This is a genomic window from Pseudomonas sp. JDS08PS003, assembly GCF_045013505.1.
Lineage (GTDB): Bacteria > Pseudomonadota > Gammaproteobacteria > Pseudomonadales > Pseudomonadaceae > Aquipseudomonas > Aquipseudomonas protegens_B.
Map to the genome: position 1 here is coordinate 4,147,561 of NZ_CP120724.1, position 16,258 is coordinate 4,163,818.

Here is a 16,258-nt window from a genome sequence, read left to right on the forward strand (position 1 = left end):
CCTCGTCCAATCCTGCCGCCGGAGAACCATGCACATGAGCCAATGGACCGATAGTCGCCTCCTCGATCTGCTGGGCATCGACCTGCCCATCATTCAAGCCCCCATGGCCGGCGCCAACGGCTCCGCCATGGTGATTGCCGTGTCCCGGGCCGGCGGCCTGGGCTCGTTGCCATGCGCCATGCTCACCCCGGAACAGATTCGCCAGGAAGTGCAGGTCATTCGCTCGGCCACTCGGCACCCGCTGAACCTGAACTTCTTCTGCCATCAGGTGCAAGCCGTGGACAGCGAACAGGAGCGCCGCTGGAAGAACGCCCTGCAACCCTACTACCGGGAACTGGGCGCCGACTTCGATGCGCCAACCCCGGTCAGCAATCGGGCGCCCTTCGACGAAGCCGGTTGCCAGTTGGTGGAAGAGCTGCGGCCCGAGGTGGTGAGTTTTCACTTTGGATTGCCGGAGCCGGCGCTGCTGGCCAGGGTCAAGGCCACCGGGGCCAGGGTGCTCTCGTCGGCCAGCACCGTGGACGAAGCCTTATGGCTCGAAGAGCGCGGCTGCGACGCGGTCATTGCCATGGGCTACGAAGCCGGTGGTCACCGGGCGATCTTCCTCAGCGACGACCTCAACAGCCAGGTGGGCACCATGGCCCTGGTGCCGCAGATCGTCGATGCGCTGAAGGTACCGGTGATCGCCGCTGGTGGCATCGGCGACGCCCGAGGCATTGTCGCGGCAATGGCCCTGGGCGCATCGGCGGTACAACTGGGCACCGCTTACTTGTTCACTCCGCAAGCCCACATCAGCGCCGCCCATCACCGGGCCCTACGTACCGCCAAGGAAAGCCAGACTGCGCTGACCAACCTGTTCACCGGCCGCCCTGCCAGAGGCATCGTCAACCGGGTGATGCGCGAAATCGGTCCCATCAGCCCCCTGGCTCCGGCATTTCCCCGAGCCGGCGGAGCATTGCTGCCGCTGAAGGCCAAGGACGATGCCGACTTCGCCAACCTCTGGTCCGGCCAGGCCCTGCGCCTGGGGGTGGAGCTGCCAGCCTACGAGTTGACCCTGCGCCTGGCCGAACAGACCCTGGCGCAGCTCAAGCGGCGCTGACCGCCCGGCGCCGCGACCGTGATCGCGGCGCCGGGTGCTGCACCGGTTAATGTGCCGGTTGCAGCCCATTGCCAGCGAGGCCTGCAGCACAGTTCCGTTCATCGAGAATTCGCTATATATTTCGCTATACAGCGATAAGCCCTGCCATGGGTGCAGATTCCCTCCAAGCATTCGCTGCCCAACGCGTCCTTCCCCCCAATGGAGCTGTTCGATGAACCTTCGTGCCTCAGGTTTTGCCCCGACTTGCCTCGCTGGCCTGCTCGCCCTCTTCGCCTTCGGCTCGGCCCAGGCCGCTGAAGTCCAGGTGGCGGTCGCTGCCAATTTCACCGCACCGATCCAGGCCATCGCTGCCGACTTCGAAAAAGACACGGGCCACAAGCTGGTGGCCGCTTATGGTGCCACCGGGCAGTTCTACACCCAGATCAAGAATGGCGCGCCTTTCGAAGTCTTCCTCTCCGCCGACGACAGCACCCCGCAGAAGCTCGAAAACGAGGGTGATATCGTCAAAGGCTCGCGCTTCACCTACGCCATCGGCACCCTGGCCCTGTGGTCGGCCAAGGACGGCTACGTCGATAGCAAAGGCCAGGTGCTCAAGGACAACCAGTACCAGCACCTGTCCATCGCCAACCCCAAGGCGGCGCCTTACGGCCTGGCCGCGACCCAGGTGCTGGCCAAGCTGGGCCTGACCGACAAGGTCAAGGCCAAGATCGTCGAGGGCCAGAACATCACCCAGGCCTATCAGTTCGTCTCCACCGGTAATGCCGAACTGGGTTTTGTCGCCTTGTCGCAGATCTATAAAGACGGCAAAGTCACCAGCGGCTCAGCCTGGATAGTCCCGGCCCAGATGCATGATCCGATCAAGCAGGATGCGGTGATCCTCAACAAGGGCAAGGACAACCCGGCTGCCAAGGCGCTGGTTGACTACCTCAAGGGGCCCAAAGCCGGCGCTGTCATCAAATCCTACGGCTATCAACTGTAAATGACCCTTTCGAGTGCCGATTTTTCCGCCATCTGGCTGACCCTTAAACTGGCGTCCCTGACGACCCTCATCCTGTTGGTCATCGGCACTCCGATTGCGTTGTGGTTGTCGCGCACCCGCTCCTGGTTGCGCGGGCCGATCGGCGCCGTGGTGGCATTGCCCCTGGTATTGCCACCGACGGTGATAGGTTTCTACCTGCTGCTGGCCCTCGGGCCCAACGGCTTTTTCGGCCAGTTCACCCAGTCCCTGGGGCTGGGCACCCTGACCTTCAGTTTCAGCGGCCTGGTGCTGGGGTCAGTGATCTATTCCATGCCTTTTGTGGTGCAACCGCTGCAAAACGCCTTTTCTGCCATTGGCAGCCGTCCCCTGGAGGTGGCCGCCACCTTGCGTGCCAATCCCTGGGACACCTTTTTCTCGGTGATCCTGCCCCTGGCGCGGCCGGGCTTCATCACCGCCTCGATTCTCGGCTTTGCCCACACCGTCGGCGAGTTCGGGGTGGTGCTGATGATCGGCGGCAACATCCCTGACAAGACCCGGGTGGTCTCGGTGCAGATCTACGATCACGTCGAAGCCATGGAGTACGCCCAGGCCCACTGGCTGGCCGGAGCCATGCTGGTGTTCTCGTTCCTGGTGTTGCTGGCGCTGTATTCCAGCCGCAAGACCAAAGCAGGCTGGAGCTGAATCGATGAGCATTCACGTCAAGCTGCACCTGGGCTACCACGATTTCGCCCTGGACCTCGACTTGCAACTGCCGGGGCGCGGCGTCACGGCGCTCTATGGCCATTCGGGCTCGGGCAAGACCACTTGCCTGCGCTGCATAGCCGGCCTGGAAAAGGCCGGGCATGGGCGGATCCAGATCAACGACGAAATCTGGCAGGATAGCCAGCGCAAGCTGTTCGTCCCGCCCCACAAGCGCTCCCTGGGTTATGTGTTCCAGGAAGCCAGCCTGTTTCCCCATCTGTCGGTCCAGGCCAACCTGGAATTTGGCCTGCGCCGCATCCCCAGGCTGCAGCGCCGGGTGGACATGGCCCAGGCCACCGAGTTGCTGGGTATCGGCCACCTGCTCCAGCGCCACCCGCAGAACCTTTCGGGCGGCGAACGCCAGCGCATCGGCATCGCCCGAGCCCTGCTCACCAGCCCACGGCTGTTGTTGATGGACGAGCCCCTGGCAGCCCTGGACTCGAAACGCAAAAGTGAAATCCTGCCCTACCTGGAACGACTGCACGACGAGCTGGATATCCCGGTGCTGTACGTCAGCCACTCCCAGGATGAAGTGGCGCGCCTGGCCGACCATATCGTCCTGCTCAGTGACGGCCGCGCCCTGGCCAGCGGCCCCATCGGCCAGACCCTGGCGCGACTGGATCTGCCCCTGGCTCTGGGGGATGACGCTGGCGTGGTGGTGGAAGGCCGGGTCAGCGACTATGACGCGACCTACCAACTGCTGACCCTGCAACTGCCCGACAGCCAATTGCAGGTGCGTGTGGCCCACCAGCCCCTGGCGCTGGGCAAGTCCCTGCGCTTCAAGGTCCAGGCCAGGGACGTCAGCCTGAGCCTGCAGGCCAGCGAACACAGCAGCATTCTCAATCGCCTGCCGGTAACCGTCAGCGACGAGATTCCCGCCGATAACGCCGCCCACGTCCTGGTGCGCCTGGACGCAGCCGGCACCCCTCTGCTGGCACGCATCACCCGCTACTCCCGGGACCAGCTCAACCTGCACCCCGGGCAGCAACTCTGGGCGCAGATCAAAGCGGTGGCAGTGCTGGCATGACACTGGACAACTCAGCCCTGCGGCATACGCGAAGAACCGGCACCGATCGCCTGAGCGTCAGGCTGAAACGCGCTTGAATATAAAAAGAAACAAGTACAGTAGAAAGCGTTCGATTACTTCATCGTAGTTGCCCGAAATGCTCGGCCCATCGAGCAACTACGACTAATACCAGCACTGTTTCAGAAGGAAATCTTTCAGACAGTAAATTCAACCATTCCGCCATTCAAGTGATACATAGCACCGACTATTTTTATTTTTCCTTCTTTTTCCAGCTGGCTCAGTATCGAACTTTCCTGACGAATTTCATTGAGGGTGTTCTGCACGTTGGTCTTGGCCACTGCATCCACAAACTCATCATTCTTACTGCTGCGTTCTCCGGAGTACTTAGTTGCACCGATTGCCGGTTTGATCTTGTTCAGCAGCCCGGTCAGGCTACCCAACTCGACATTATCGATAGCACCTTTGACGGCGCCGCATGCGGTATGCCCCATCACCAGAATGACTTTGGCGCCGGCGGCCGCACAGGCGAATTCCAGGCTGCCGATCAGGTCACTGTTGGTGACATTCCCGGCTATACGGGCATTGAAGGTATCGCCAATCCCGGCATCCAGAATGATCTCCGCCGGCGCCCGCGAGTCAATGCAACTGAGGATGACCGCTGCAGGAAATTGCCCAGTCGCACTGGCTCTCTTCTGTGCCAGGTAGTCGTGCTGATCCATTTTTCCGTTGCGAAAACGCAGGTTGCCCTCCTTCATGCCGGCAATGATCTGATCCGGCGTCATGTTGTCGCGCTCTTCCTTGGTCAAGGACGCGGCATAGGAAAAACTTGATATACCCAGCCCCGCCCCTGCAACAATACTGACAGCAGTCAACCCTAGTGCTGTTTTCAACACCGTGCGCCTACTATTGGATAAGCATTCTTCACAATCATTACCAATGTTATTCTGCATGCCAGCTGCCTCAAACAATAAGTTTCAGAGATCCACCGCCTGAATTAAAGTTCGCACCCCAACCTTAGTCAACCTGAACACAGCCAAACAATCTGAAGTCCAAACAACTGCAATAAAAACAATAGCAATAAAGAATAAAAAAACTTTCACATTGATAATATCCAGTCTCATTCCAGGACTGGGGAGCCATCTGCGGGACCTGGAGCAAGTGCCGAAATCCACCTGAAAGATCCCGACTGCGAATCAGCGGACTTGTCAGCCAGATAATTCCGCGGTTAGGCTACGCACCTTCTTTCCCGTCCCAGGACGATTGCCGACGTGAACAACTAAGCCTTCCAAAATGTATCCGCGACGAGCCTTGCTAGCGCTCGTTGGCCTGTTCCAACATTTTCTGGAGGTGCTGATGACTCACGTCACCCGGCTGCCTGCGCTGGTTTCACTGAACCAGCTGACTTATCAATTCGCCAATGGCGAAACTTTGCTTGATGCCCTGAACCTGAGCTTCGATCGCCTGCCCACGGCCATAGTCGGGCGTAATGGCATGGGTAAATCCCTCTTGCTGCGCCTGATCGCCGGTGAACTGCAACCCTCTTGCGGCAGCCTCAATCGTAACGCCAGCCTGGCCTATGTCCCCCAGGACCCGCTGCCGGCCCCACAACAGACTGTGGCTCAGGTCGCAGGCGTCGCTGATACGCTGCAAGCCCTGCAGCGCCTGGCAGCCGGCACCGCCGCCCCGGAAGACCTGCAACGGGTGGATGATCGCTGGGACCTGGCCGAACGCCTGCGCCAGGCTCTGGATGAGGCCGGCCTGCAACATTTGGAACCGGATCATCCGGCGGCCAACCTGAGCGGCGGGCAACTGGCCCGGGTGGTGCTGATCGGCGCCCTGCTCAGCGACGCCGACCTGCTGTTGCTTGATGAGCCCAGCAACCACCTGGACCGTGCCGGACGCCGTTGGCTGATGGAGCAACTACAACAGTGGCGCGGCGGTCTGATCCTGGTCAGCCATGACCGCCAGTTGCTGATGCAGGTGCAACGCATCGTTGAACTCAGCCCCCAGGGAGCCCAGGTCTACGGCGGCAACTACGCGCTGTACCAGGCTCAGCGTCAGGCCCATAACGATGCCGCCCAGGCGGCACTGGAACACGCTCGTACCCAGCGCAGCCGTGAGCACAAACGTCTGCAACGCGAGCACGACACCATCCAGCGCCATGCCGCTACATCGCGCAAATACGCCAAGACCGCCAACGTCTCCGGCTTTGAGCGAGCCAAGATACTGGGCGCCGCCCGGGACATCATGGGCCAGGTGCGTCACAGCCATCAGGGGCACAAGAGCACCCTCGATGAACAGGTACGCAGTGCCTACGCCCGGGTCGCTGCGGAACAACCGACCTTGCTGACACTGCCCGATACCAACCTGCAGGCAGGCCAGCCAGTGCTCAACCTGCAGCAGGCGCAATTGCCCTGGCTGGACAGTCGGTCGCCGGCGTCCTATCTCACCTGCCACGTCAGCGGCCCGGCACGTATTGCCCTGATCGGCCCCAACGGTTGCGGTAAATCCACTTTGCTGAAGATGCTCGCCGGTCAATTGCAGCCCCTGAGCGGCGAATGCCGGGTGGCGGTGACCGGTGCCTACCTTGACCAGCACCTGCTGCAACTGGCCCCCGAACCTTCGCTGCTGGAGCAACTGGCCAAGGCCGCTACACCGCTGGAGGAAAGCGCCTTGCGCACCTGCCTGGCACGCCTGCAACTGGACGCTCGGCGGGTGCAGCAACCCTGCGCCCAGCTCAGCGGTGGAGAGCGGCTGAAAGCGGCATTGGCGCTGGCATTGTGGGGAGGCAGCCCGGCCCGCCTGCTGCTGCTCGACGAGCCAACCAACCACCTGGATCTGGAATCGGTACAGGCCTTTGAGCGAGCCCTGTGGGACTACCCCGGGGCACTGGTGGTGGCGTCCCACGATCAGGACTTTCTCCAGGCCCTGGCACCGACCCATGAACTGCAATGGTCCCCACGTGGCTGGCAGCTGCTGGAGCGTCGCCAATGAATCAGCGCCTTACCGCAAAAAGCCGCGGGCAAGCGAGCGCCCATGCTAGATTCGCGTCCTCTTATCCATAGACAAGGAGCGTCACGCCATGCAGTTCGGCTACACCATCATCTATGTGCCCAAGGTTGAAGACTCCCTGGCCTTCTTTGAGCAGGCCTTCGGCTTCAAACGGCGGTTTCTCCATGAGTCCGGCACCTACGGCGAACTGGAAACCGGTAGCACCACCCTGGCTTTCGCCGACCACGACCTGGCAGAACTGAACTTCAAGGCCGGCCACGTCGCCGCCCACTCCTCGCCGCAACCCCTGGGCATGGAACTGGGACTGGTGACCGATGACGTCCATGCAGCCCATGCCCGGGCCCTGGAACAGGGCGCCCAGGAACTCGCGGCCCCCAGCAGCAAACCCTGGGGGCAGACGGTGTCCTACGTGCGTTGTCCGGATGGCACCCTGGTGGAGCTCTGTACCCCGGTAGGGGCTTGAGTCCAGGGGGGGCGGGGACAGTTGGGCGGGAAGTTGGGTAGAGCGTTACTTGAGCTTGACGGCGGTCCCGGTGGCAAACACCACCACCATGCCGCCACGCCCGGAAGGCATGCTGATCTCGAAATCCACGCCGACCACTGCATCAGCGTTGAACTGACGGGCCCGCTCCTTGATTTCATTGGTGGCCTGGATCCGCGCCTCCTTCAAGGCGCGTTCCAGGGTCTGGGAGCGCCCGCCAAAAAAGTCGCGCATGCCGGCAAAGATATCGCGGACCACGTTGATGCCCTGGACGGATTCAGCACTGACGATATCCAGATAGGAGGCAATTTCCCGACCTTCGATATGGGCGGTAGTGGTGACAATCATGTATTTCTCCCTTGAACAGATATTCCGCCCCGAGGTCCCGGGACATTAAGGCTGGGGATGGTATCAGAGCGACGGCGACGGTCGGTCATGGGCAACAATGGCTTCGCCACAAACAGCAGCCCCGCTCTGGAGCGGGGCTTTGGATCAGGGTTTCAAGGGACGCTCTTCGTCCCGTTCCGACAGGCTCTTGCCATCGTCCGGGTGTTTCCAGGTTTGCGGTGGCGGCTCTTTGTGTTCGACCTCGTACTGCGCCGCCTCATCGCTCCGTTCCTGCTCATAAGGGCGTTGCTGTTGTGTTGCCATGCCCACCTCTCTTCCTGAAGGGATTTTTGACTCGCCATTTCAGGTTAGAACAGATCCGACAACGGCTCGGCTGAGCCGACAAAACAACCACCACGCAAGATGAAACTTCTTTCACCCAGACGCCGATCCCGCCTGTGTATAGTTCCTTCGCTCATTCAAGCAACTACGTTCGCCCGCGCTCTGCCGCGGGCTTTTTTTGCCTGAAGGCCAGCTGCGTGGAACTGTTACTGCGGATCGATCTCCTGGCAATCCTTGAGCAGTTGCTGTTCCTTGGCGGTGTGATCTGCCTCCAGGAACGACAACATGCCCAGCTTGCCTTTGGTGTGCCAGCGAAAGCTGTTCTGCTCGTCGTCCGCCACATACAGCGCGCCGGAAGCCGAACGGGCAATGTGCATGGGAATCAATTGGTCCTTGTAGTAGAGCGTGGCGAACGAGGTGCCATTGTCGATGTTCAGATAGGCCGCATCGATGCGGACATTGCCCTCGCACTGATAGCGCGCCACCTGGCTCTGATAGGTCGGTTCAGGAGCGGGTGACTGAGCCTGGGCAGCCTCGGCCAGAATTGGCAGGGCCGAAGCCAGAGCTGCGGCGCAGAGCGTTGCGAGACGAGTTTTCACGGTATTTCCCCGAATGGTCAAAGATGTCCCATGGGACTGGCGACAGCGGTTTTAGTTCATGCCCGAGAGGCCTTCACCATGTCCTGCCGACCGCTCCAGAACAGCGGTTGCGTATGTTCAGGACTAGCGCTTGCGGCCCCAGAAATCGATGACATACAGCTCGCCATTTTCAACCATTTTTATCAGACCGACACCAGAGGCTCGACCCGGTCGCGGGGCATAAGGGTCAGGTAGTCTTCGAGGGAGTCCGAGGACAGCGGCTTGATCATGATGCGCACCCGGTGCCGTAACTGGCCTAGCTCTATCCCGTCACGGGTACGGGCCTCGACATAGCCACAGGCTCTCCAGAAACCCTCGGCCCGGACGTTCTCGAACACCACGCTCAACCGCAGCCAGCGCGCGCCCTGCCCGGCCGCCCAGTCTTCAAGCTCGCGGTGCAACTGCCGGGCAACGCCCCGGCCCTGCAGCGAGCTGGCCACCATGAACAGACCAATGTGCCAGACCCTGGATGCCAGCAGATCACTGACGATACTGACCATTGCCACCAGGGCACCGGTCCCGTCGAAGTAACCGATCTTCCACTTGCGAGTGAAGGACCAGCCCTCTGGCAAGCTGTCATCGATTTCATTGCGGGCTTCATCCGGCTGCGGTGCACAGCCGTGGACGATGTGAAAGTAGTCCGGATTCTCAACGAAGAACGCCTGCAGCCGCTCGACATCTACCAGGGTGATCTCCCTGGCCAGCAATCCAGTGGATGAATGAGGCAATAGCCCTTGTGGCATGGGGTAACACTCCGAAAGGTCCACAGGACCCGTGCATGAAAGGGCGATCCTAGCGCTCCCTGCGCCCCCGGGAACATGGTTGATTTGTTGAAAAAATGTGTAAGGCACTGTGCCGGACCAAGACTCAGGTAGGCGCCAGGACTTATCATGGCCGCCCCTAGCCAGCGGCTCAGCCCGGCCCCACCCAGCAGCGGATTCCAACCATGTCCCTCCCTCTGTCTTCGCCGGGCTACCAGCGCCTGCTGGCCCTGCAGCAACGCATCCATGACTTCACCCGGGACCAGGCAGCCGAGCGCGACGACAACCCCGAAGACCTGACGGGGCCGATGTGGGTCAGCGACTACAACTACCTGGCCCTGGCCCCAATACGTGGTGGCCTGCACCTGGAGTTTCATGGTGACCTGTGGGAAGAGCCGTTTGCCTGGACCCTGGAGTGTCTCGCCGACCAGGCAGTGGCCGACACCCTCAGTTCCCTGGCCTTTTCCGGCCCGGACCAAGGGGCAAACGGCACCCGCGAATGGGAGTTCACGCCCTTGTTGGACAGCGCCGTCAGCTTTCCGATTCTCAGGTCACTGTCCATTCGCCCCAGCGAGCCCCAGGACCACAACGCCTCGCTGATCCAGAAAGCCGGCACGCTGATGGAGGAAGCAGGAGAAATCGCCCGCTTTGTAGCGAAAGCCCCGCACTTGAGCGAACTGACCCTGCCCAACGCCCCCGACTCGAGCTTCTTTCAGGTCCATCTGCCGCACCTTGCCCACCTGCGCATTGGCGGCCATTGGGACACCCAGCACTTCATTGCCAACCTGGCCGGCTCGGACAATCTGCCGCGGCTGAGCAACCTGGACTTCACCGAGTCCAGCGAACTGCAGAACAACTGGGCGGATCAGCGCGAAGAACAGGCCGTCACCTCCTTCGCCAGCTATGAAAAACTATTCGCCAGTGCTGCCTGCGAGCCACTGAAAGTGCTGCGCCTGCGCAACACCTGCCTGAGCCTGGAACAGCTCGAGACCCTGCGCCAGCTCCGCCCTGCGTTGCAGTTCATGGTGATCCAGGCCACCCGCGGCGGCTACGTAACGCATTTTGCTCGACAGGTATTCCCCTGGCGGCATCTGGTGCAGCCTGATCCGGGACAGCGCTGAAACAGACAAGCAACGGCAACCGACAATCAGTGCTAGGTTTAAGTGTCGATTAATTGAGTTTCCACTCTGGGCGCAAGTTTGCAATCTCCGCCATGACCGAAAGGAATCGTTCATGAACGCGGACTCCACACTGAAAAAAGCACCAAGAAGCACTGCCACAAACCTGCTCTATCTGCTCTACAGCCTCAGCAGCTATGTGATTTTTCTCCTGACCTTCCTCTACTTGATTGGCTTCCTTGGTGCGTTGTCGGTACTGAAGAACATTGACTCAGGGGAAAACCGCCATTGGCTGGTTGCAACAGCCATAGATGTCGCCCTTATCACCCTGTTCGCCGTCCAGCACAGCGTCATGGCCCGCGAAAGCGTCAAGAAAAAAATGTCCAGGATTATTCCCGTCCCCATAGAGCGAGCGACTTATGTTCTATGCAGCAGCCTGGCGCTGATCCTCTTGTTCATTTTGTGGCATCCCATACCGACCATGGTCTGGAGCGTTCAGTCCGAGGTGCTCAGGGCGTTGCTGAACGGCTTGTACTGGGCAGGATGGGGGATTGCGTTAGTGGCAACGTTTCTGATCAGTCATTTTGAGTTGTTTGGTTTGAAACAGGCTTACCCTAGCCTCTACAAAACCCAGCCGGAGCCCCTCAACTTCATCACGCCCTTTCTCTACAAGATTGTTCGCCACCCCATGTACCTGGGCTTTCTCATTGCCTTCTGGGCAACACCGGCGATGAGTGTCGGACACCTCGTATTCGCACTGACCTGCACCGCTTACATATTCGCGGGAACCCATCTCGAAGAGAAAGACATGGTCAGAGTCTTTGGCAAGCAGTACCTCGCTTATCAAAAGCAGGTCGGCATGCTACTGCCTTCACGCAGAAAGCCCTGAGTTGGCCAAGAAGGTTGAGAGTTCTTGAAATCTTGATCAGGAGAATGACTTCAACTGTCGCGCGCCTCCCGCCCTCACGACGAGACCACAGACCCTCCAAGAGACATGCACCTGTCGCCTGCATGGACCTGAAATGACCAATACGCAGTCATTGAAGAGGTGCGACAGTCACGTCGGCCTGACCGCTCTGGGCCAATGCGGCCTTAATGAATCCTTCGGCCTTCTTGCGCTCGATGAAACCCCTGACATAGGCCGCTCCTGCTTCCCGCGGCCGAGGCACTGCCATGGCCTGCCGAATAGCCGTAAAGGCCCCCTCCAGTACTCGATAACCCGGAGTGTTTGCCGCCATCAACTCCAGGGGTTGGCGCACACCCGCCGCCGCATCCAGGTGCTGTTGCAGATAAAGATCTACCGCGCCCGCCGAGGTTTCCGCCCGTTCAAGCTGAGCATGTTTCAACGTGCGAGACAGAAACAGGTCGTAGGCCGCGCCCTTGCCCACCGCCAACCGCAGGCCTGGCTGGTCGAGATCCTCGACCGCCTGGAAAGGTGAGTCTGCCGCCACCAGATAGGTGCCTTCGATGATGACGTAAGGCTCGCTGAAGGCTATCTGCTCCTCACGCACCGGCTCGATAGCCAGAAAAGCGACGTCCCAGCCCCCCTCCTCCAGCGCCGCAAAGACCTTGCCGGCCGCATCGAAGGTGGTCATCTGCAAGCTTACGCCGAGCTCTTCAGCCAAAGCTTTTGCCAAGGCGACCGACACACCTTGCGGCGAACCATCGCTACCTTTTTGCGCCAGGACAGGGTTGCCAAAATTAATCGCGGCCCGCAGCACGCCTTGCGGTGCCAGGTCGTCCAGGACCGCGCGGTTGATAGCACTCATGTTTTGCTCCGTGAATGAGGTTCAGAAAAAAGCAGGACCGGTTGACCGGCGACAACTACCTGATGGGCTCGGACTAGCGCATTACTGTCTCTGCACTAGCAGCACAGCGACCTCAATCCTTCTGCCGTTGTGACCACCCGATCATCATAAACACGCTCCCGGGTATCCAAAAACCGGGGTTTGAGGTCCCTATTCCTACAGCAAGCAGAGTCATGCCGACTACGAACAACGGTTGCTTGAACACATTTTCCATAACAAAGAACCTCCTGTAAAAATGAGCCACATTTAACCAGAAGCACGCCGTTTGAGTACGGTAAACACCAGACACCCTCTACCGCGCCCGTTTGGCACGCCTGCCGATCTTTTCTCAGTGCAATAAAGAGCCCGCTCAGGGCGGGTTCTAAGGGAGCGCGCTTTACTGCCTGCTCGGGAGCGGACAATACCAACTTCACAAAGCAGGTCCGGATCCAACCGGACCCGCCAGATAACCTCCCTAAGGGCATTCGCAGGTAGACGGACCAAACACCGGACCACTGCACGGATCCTCAGATGGGCCAAACACCGGGCACGCTGCCTGGGCAGTCAGGGAAAAACCACAAAGCAGCAGTACAGCCAACATGACTTTCTTCATTTGTAACCTCCTGGTCAGTAGACGAGCAATCCATGCCCCCCTATCGAGGGCACAAGCCAATATCAGGGACATTCGCAAACCGTAGGCCCTAGAACCGGGCCCGCACAGGGATCTTCCCCAGGCCCCAGTACCGCGCAATCCGCCTGCGCCGTCAGCGAGAACATCCACAACAGCAGCGAAGCCGCCAACATTTTCCTGTTCAATATAAGCTCCTTGGTCGAAACATCGATAACGATCCGTGTAGGCTCCTGTAGCCAGGCCGTTGCCTGCCGAAGGATCAAACACCCGTCCCTCGCGCGCCTGCCGCCAGACCGGTCAGCGAGCACAACAACGGACCCGAAACAGAAAAGACCAGTCACGTCAGTTGCGCCAGTGCGGTGTATTGTCACGTCAGAGGCGAAGCTGATCAGGCAGTCATCGTCCCTATCGGAGAGACTATGACTTTTCGAAGGCAGTCCAATCGATAAATGCGCCAATGTGACAGTGAACGGACAAAACCACTCTTGAGCCCAAAGGGAAAAATGATGCAACTGCTGCCACTCGCCCCCTCAACTATTGGTGAATCGCTAGAACTGCGCCCACTGGAAATTGATGACTTCGAAGCGCTGTACCGTGTTGCATCCGACCCGCTGATCTGGGCTCAGCATCCAAGCCCAACGCGCTATCAGGAGCCCGTTTTTCAGCAATGGTTTAACGAGGCGCTTGCTTCAAAGTCTGCGCTTATCGTGATCGACCGCAGGAGCAACCAAGTGATCGGCTCCTCTCGCTACTCCGAGTTCGATGAGAAAAAACGAGAAGTGACGATCGGCTATACCTTCCTGGCTCGTGATCATTGGGGAGGCGGAACCAATAGAGAGTTGAAACATTTAATGCTGACTCATGCATTCCAATGGGTCGACACTGTTTGGTTTCAGGTTGACAGCCAGAACGTTCGATCTCAACGCGCCATGGAGAAAATCGGTGGACGCCTCTTCCGTCGCGCCACTAGACAACTCACCGATCGCACTCAAGAGTACCTGCTCTACAAAATAGATAAGCCGAGTCGCTCTGCTTGAAGAACAGATAAGCTCAACAGCATGGCGTCTCCACTGCGAGTGAAGCAAGTCTAGCGACTGCCAACAGGGCGGCGCCTGCGCAGCTTCTATCAGGATGAGCGTCAGCATGAGAGCTACACATTTACTGAGCTTCAGGAGCTGCAGGTTACAACCCTAGGTCACGTGTTCTAGTGGACAATGTATTCGCGCTGATTCTCAAGCGCCCAGGAAATATTGAATGCCAAAGAAACAGCCAGCGGATAAAAAAACAGCGACTGCCGCTGATATAGAACGATCCATTCAGGCGCTCAACACGATGGCTGAAAGGCTTTGGGGAGATGGCCGGGAGGCTGAAGCGCAAGCCTTGTTGAATGCGCTGGATGCGTTAAACCGAGCGCTTGATCGTATCAGAATTGGAGAAAATCGCAGGATTGCGACTCTCCATTAGAGTCAAGGGGAAACGTCGGACACTGATGGACTTTTTAGAATTCATATCCAACCTTCTCAGTGTCTTCGGTAACTACCAAACTTCTGGCACCAAGCCTCGCAGGGTTTTTACTCGAGGTTTTGTCGGGTTCTGCCTGATGGTTGTGATGTTTGAGCTGATAACGCTGAGCTACCTCTATCGACAGACTTGATGGTGTTTGGGCACAGGTAGCTCGTCACTAACATTTGGCCCCAACAGCCCCGACTAGCCAATCAGGGTGGTAATACAGTCCCGATGAAAGAAGTGACATGCCTGGCTGTTATGATTCCCAGCCCAGACAGTCAGGCTTCATATCCAGTGTCTCCGATCATCTGCGCCAATGAATTCGACCTCAGCGTATCCATGCCTGTTATCGAACCCCAGACGTTGCTGGGGCTCGTCTGTGAACGGCATCTGGAAACGAGCTACACGGCCAAAGTCTTTCAAACAAGTGATCACAAGTGGGCAGCCGTGCAAGATATGAAAGCCACGCCGAAAAAATAACCAACTGCGGAACGAAAACAAGAAGGGCCTGCATAGTAAAAACCAGGCAAACCCTTGATATGAATGCTGCCCGAAGTTTGAATCGAAATGCCACGTCCTTACGAGCGGTAGCCTTTAAGCCCCTAGGCAAATCGTTAAATACCCCTTAAAACTCCATATCGCACTCTTACCTCAACATCATCGCTTCTTTAAAATCACACCACTCATATATTGATTTAAATCGCGAAAATCATTAACCCGCCAAGAGAATGGCGATAGCTTCACACCATTTTCTCGCAAAGTTTTAGGAATCAAGTCGCCATTTGGACGCAATATTATCGATGACACAATAACGCCCGGGTAATCATTCAGTCGTTTTTTGAAAGCGGACGTTGTTAGATCTGGCGTAGGAGGATTGCTTTTATTTGCCAATGGTCCTGTCCCTTTGATATCTGCTCCATGGCACATAGCGCAGCGCTGTAAATAGATATTTTTTCCATTGGCATCATCCGCGAAGGATAGTGATGCTTGAAACAGCGATAGAATCCCTAGCGAAGCGATGAATAGTACTTTTATTTTCATTTTTCCATATGGCCTTATTGGATAAATAAGATCTGAATCGAAGGCAAATCCCTGGCGTGCTTCTGCAGCACTCAACTCTCTCGAGAACATTTGAACCGAGGCTGTTCATGAGCAATGTGTTCGCGCTCGTAAGAGAAGAACTTCAGATCACACGGTGTTTCGCTTGGCATGCCCGTCCACAAGCTTGATACCAACTCACTGATTTCACTGAGCAATCCTGGTGACGGTGATTAGAAGCCCGCCATTCTCCTTCGGGACGCCCTTGCGTGCAACGATCGCCCAGAGGAGTTGATGACCAGTCCCGGGGCAATGCTCGCGTCGATAAGGTCATCCCCGGGCATTTCTTCCGCAAAATCTGGGCAAACCGGACGGTCCCCCCAATCGATAGCTTGTTTGAATGGATCAATGAGGGTGGGCCCAAGAAACAGCACTGTCTTATTCGATACCGCGGCAACCTGCAATACTCTGCAGCTCAATTGGACTTCTCCCGGATCATCAGCGCCAGTCGATGGTCCTGGCGCCAGACCCGACAACGCCAAAAGAGCGCACCAAGCAGAAGCAATCAAAGCTCGGAACCAATAGAGTCACTGACCAAGGCCACAGGTGGTGGCATGGTGAACAGCGGCTGATCAGCGGCAGGTTTACTGAAGGAATAAATGCCCGATCCATTGCCGGCGCTCGGCCAGGCCGACATGCACCGTCAATGGAGACTGAGGGCTGTACAGATAGCCATACGGGCAACACCGCTTACGCCATCGCTTTAAGCGC

General features: G+C 58.3%; 18 protein-coding genes and 1 pseudogene. 11 read left to right on the forward strand and 8 right to left on the reverse strand.

Annotated elements, in window-relative coordinates:
* Positions 1-34 precede the first annotated feature (34 nt).
* The 4 genes from P7C00_RS18345 to modC all read left to right on the forward strand — a co-directional run bounded on the left by P7C00_RS18345 (position 35) and on the right by modC (position 3,846).
* Complete coding sequence (locus P7C00_RS18345) at positions 35-1,099, forward strand: NAD(P)H-dependent flavin oxidoreductase (protein WP_404937031.1); 1,065 nt, start codon at positions 35-37, stop codon at positions 1,097-1,099.
* A gap of 211 nt (positions 1,100-1,310) precedes the next feature.
* Positions 1,311-2,078: a molybdate ABC transporter substrate-binding protein gene (gene modA / locus P7C00_RS18350; RefSeq protein ID WP_346635441.1), complete on the forward strand. Its 768-nt coding sequence runs from the start codon at positions 1,311-1,313 to the stop codon at positions 2,076-2,078.
* On the forward strand, positions 2,079-2,759 hold the full coding sequence (gene modB / locus P7C00_RS18355; protein ID WP_346635442.1) for a molybdate ABC transporter permease subunit: 681 nt from the start codon (positions 2,079-2,081) through the stop codon (positions 2,757-2,759). It abuts the gene before it with no gap.
* Positions 2,760-2,763: 4 nt separating this feature from the next.
* Positions 2,764-3,846 carry a molybdenum ABC transporter ATP-binding protein gene (gene modC / locus P7C00_RS18360; protein ID WP_346635443.1) on the forward strand — a complete coding sequence of 361 codons (1,083 nt, stop codon included), beginning with the start codon at positions 2,764-2,766 and terminating at the stop codon, positions 3,844-3,846.
* Between the two features lie 194 nt (positions 3,847-4,040).
* On the opposite strand, the gene P7C00_RS18365 is transcribed toward modC, so the two are convergent.
* Positions 4,041-4,796: a carbonic anhydrase gene (locus tag P7C00_RS18365; RefSeq protein ID WP_346635444.1), complete on the reverse strand. Its 756-nt coding sequence runs from the start codon at positions 4,794-4,796 to the stop codon at positions 4,041-4,043.
* Between the two features lie 403 nt (positions 4,797-5,199).
* Between P7C00_RS18365 and P7C00_RS18370 the strand changes: the two genes are divergently transcribed.
* Positions 5,200-6,840 (forward strand): ABC-F family ATP-binding cassette domain-containing protein, encoded by a 1,641-nt coding sequence (locus P7C00_RS18370; RefSeq protein ID WP_404937032.1) that lies wholly within the window; start codon positions 5,200-5,202, stop codon positions 6,838-6,840.
* Positions 6,841-6,928: 88 nt separating this feature from the next.
* Complete coding sequence (locus P7C00_RS18375) at positions 6,929-7,321, forward strand: VOC family protein (protein ID WP_346635446.1); 393 nt, start codon at positions 6,929-6,931, stop codon at positions 7,319-7,321.
* 45 nt (positions 7,322-7,366) lie between these two features.
* Here the strand turns inward: P7C00_RS18375 and P7C00_RS18380 are convergent, their stop codons facing one another.
* The 4 genes from P7C00_RS18380 to P7C00_RS18395 all read right to left on the reverse strand — a co-directional run bounded on the left by P7C00_RS18380 (position 7,367) and on the right by P7C00_RS18395 (position 9,389).
* Positions 7,367-7,687, reverse strand: a complete 321-nt coding sequence (locus P7C00_RS18380) for a YbjQ family protein (RefSeq protein ID WP_346635447.1) — start codon at positions 7,685-7,687, stop codon at positions 7,367-7,369.
* A gap of 144 nt (positions 7,688-7,831) precedes the next feature.
* Entirely contained in the window at positions 7,832-7,990 is a 159-nt protein-coding gene (locus P7C00_RS18385; protein ID WP_221811941.1) for a hypothetical protein, read from the reverse strand.
* Positions 7,991-8,214: 224 nt separating this feature from the next.
* Positions 8,215-8,607 (reverse strand): MliC family protein, encoded by a 393-nt coding sequence (locus tag P7C00_RS18390; RefSeq protein ID WP_346635448.1) that lies wholly within the window; start codon positions 8,605-8,607, stop codon positions 8,215-8,217.
* A 182-nt stretch (positions 8,608-8,789) separates the two neighbouring features.
* Positions 8,790-9,389 carry a GNAT family N-acetyltransferase gene (locus tag P7C00_RS18395; RefSeq protein WP_346635449.1) on the reverse strand — a complete coding sequence of 200 codons (600 nt, stop codon included), beginning with the start codon at positions 9,387-9,389 and terminating at the stop codon, positions 8,790-8,792.
* Positions 9,390-9,592: 203 nt separating this feature from the next.
* Between P7C00_RS18395 and P7C00_RS18400 the strand changes: the two genes are divergently transcribed.
* Positions 9,593-10,528 (forward strand): hypothetical protein, encoded by a 936-nt coding sequence (locus tag P7C00_RS18400; protein WP_346635450.1) that lies wholly within the window; start codon positions 9,593-9,595, stop codon positions 10,526-10,528.
* 112 nt (positions 10,529-10,640) lie between these two features.
* Complete coding sequence (mddA, locus tag P7C00_RS18405) at positions 10,641-11,414, forward strand: methanethiol S-methyltransferase (protein ID WP_404937033.1); 774 nt, start codon at positions 10,641-10,643, stop codon at positions 11,412-11,414.
* 148 nt (positions 11,415-11,562) lie between these two features.
* Here the strand turns inward: mddA and P7C00_RS18410 are convergent, their stop codons facing one another.
* Together P7C00_RS18410 and P7C00_RS18415 are read right to left on the reverse strand one after the other, a co-directional pair.
* Positions 11,563-12,294, reverse strand: a complete 732-nt coding sequence (locus tag P7C00_RS18410) for an ABC transporter substrate-binding protein (protein WP_346635452.1) — start codon at positions 12,292-12,294, stop codon at positions 11,563-11,565.
* A gap of 693 nt (positions 12,295-12,987) precedes the next feature.
* A complete protein-coding gene (locus tag P7C00_RS18415) occupies positions 12,988-13,128 on the reverse strand; it encodes a hypothetical protein (RefSeq protein ID WP_346635453.1) in 141 nt (46 codons plus the stop codon).
* Between the two features lie 321 nt (positions 13,129-13,449).
* On the opposite strand from P7C00_RS18415, the gene P7C00_RS18420 reads away from it, so the two are divergent.
* The 3 genes and pseudogenes from P7C00_RS18420 (at position 13,450) to P7C00_RS18430 (ending at position 14,407) form a co-directional block, all read left to right on the forward strand.
* The gene (locus P7C00_RS18420; protein ID WP_404937034.1) at positions 13,450-13,980 is read left to right on the forward strand and encodes a GNAT family N-acetyltransferase; all 531 of its coding nucleotides are present in this window, start codon (positions 13,450-13,452) and stop codon (positions 13,978-13,980) included.
* Positions 13,981-14,013: 33 nt separating this feature from the next.
* Positions 14,014-14,151: pseudogene (locus tag P7C00_RS18425) on the forward strand (XRE family transcriptional regulator); the annotation flags it as partial.
* Positions 14,152-14,197: 46 nt separating this feature from the next.
* On the forward strand, positions 14,198-14,407 hold the full coding sequence (locus tag P7C00_RS18430; protein ID WP_346635455.1) for a hypothetical protein: 210 nt from the start codon (positions 14,198-14,200) through the stop codon (positions 14,405-14,407).
* A gap of 699 nt (positions 14,408-15,106) precedes the next feature.
* On the opposite strand, the gene P7C00_RS18435 is transcribed toward P7C00_RS18430, so the two are convergent.
* Positions 15,107-15,490 carry a c-type cytochrome gene (locus tag P7C00_RS18435; RefSeq protein WP_404940041.1) on the reverse strand — a complete coding sequence of 128 codons (384 nt, stop codon included), beginning with the start codon at positions 15,488-15,490 and terminating at the stop codon, positions 15,107-15,109.
* Positions 15,491-16,258 lie beyond the last annotated feature (768 nt).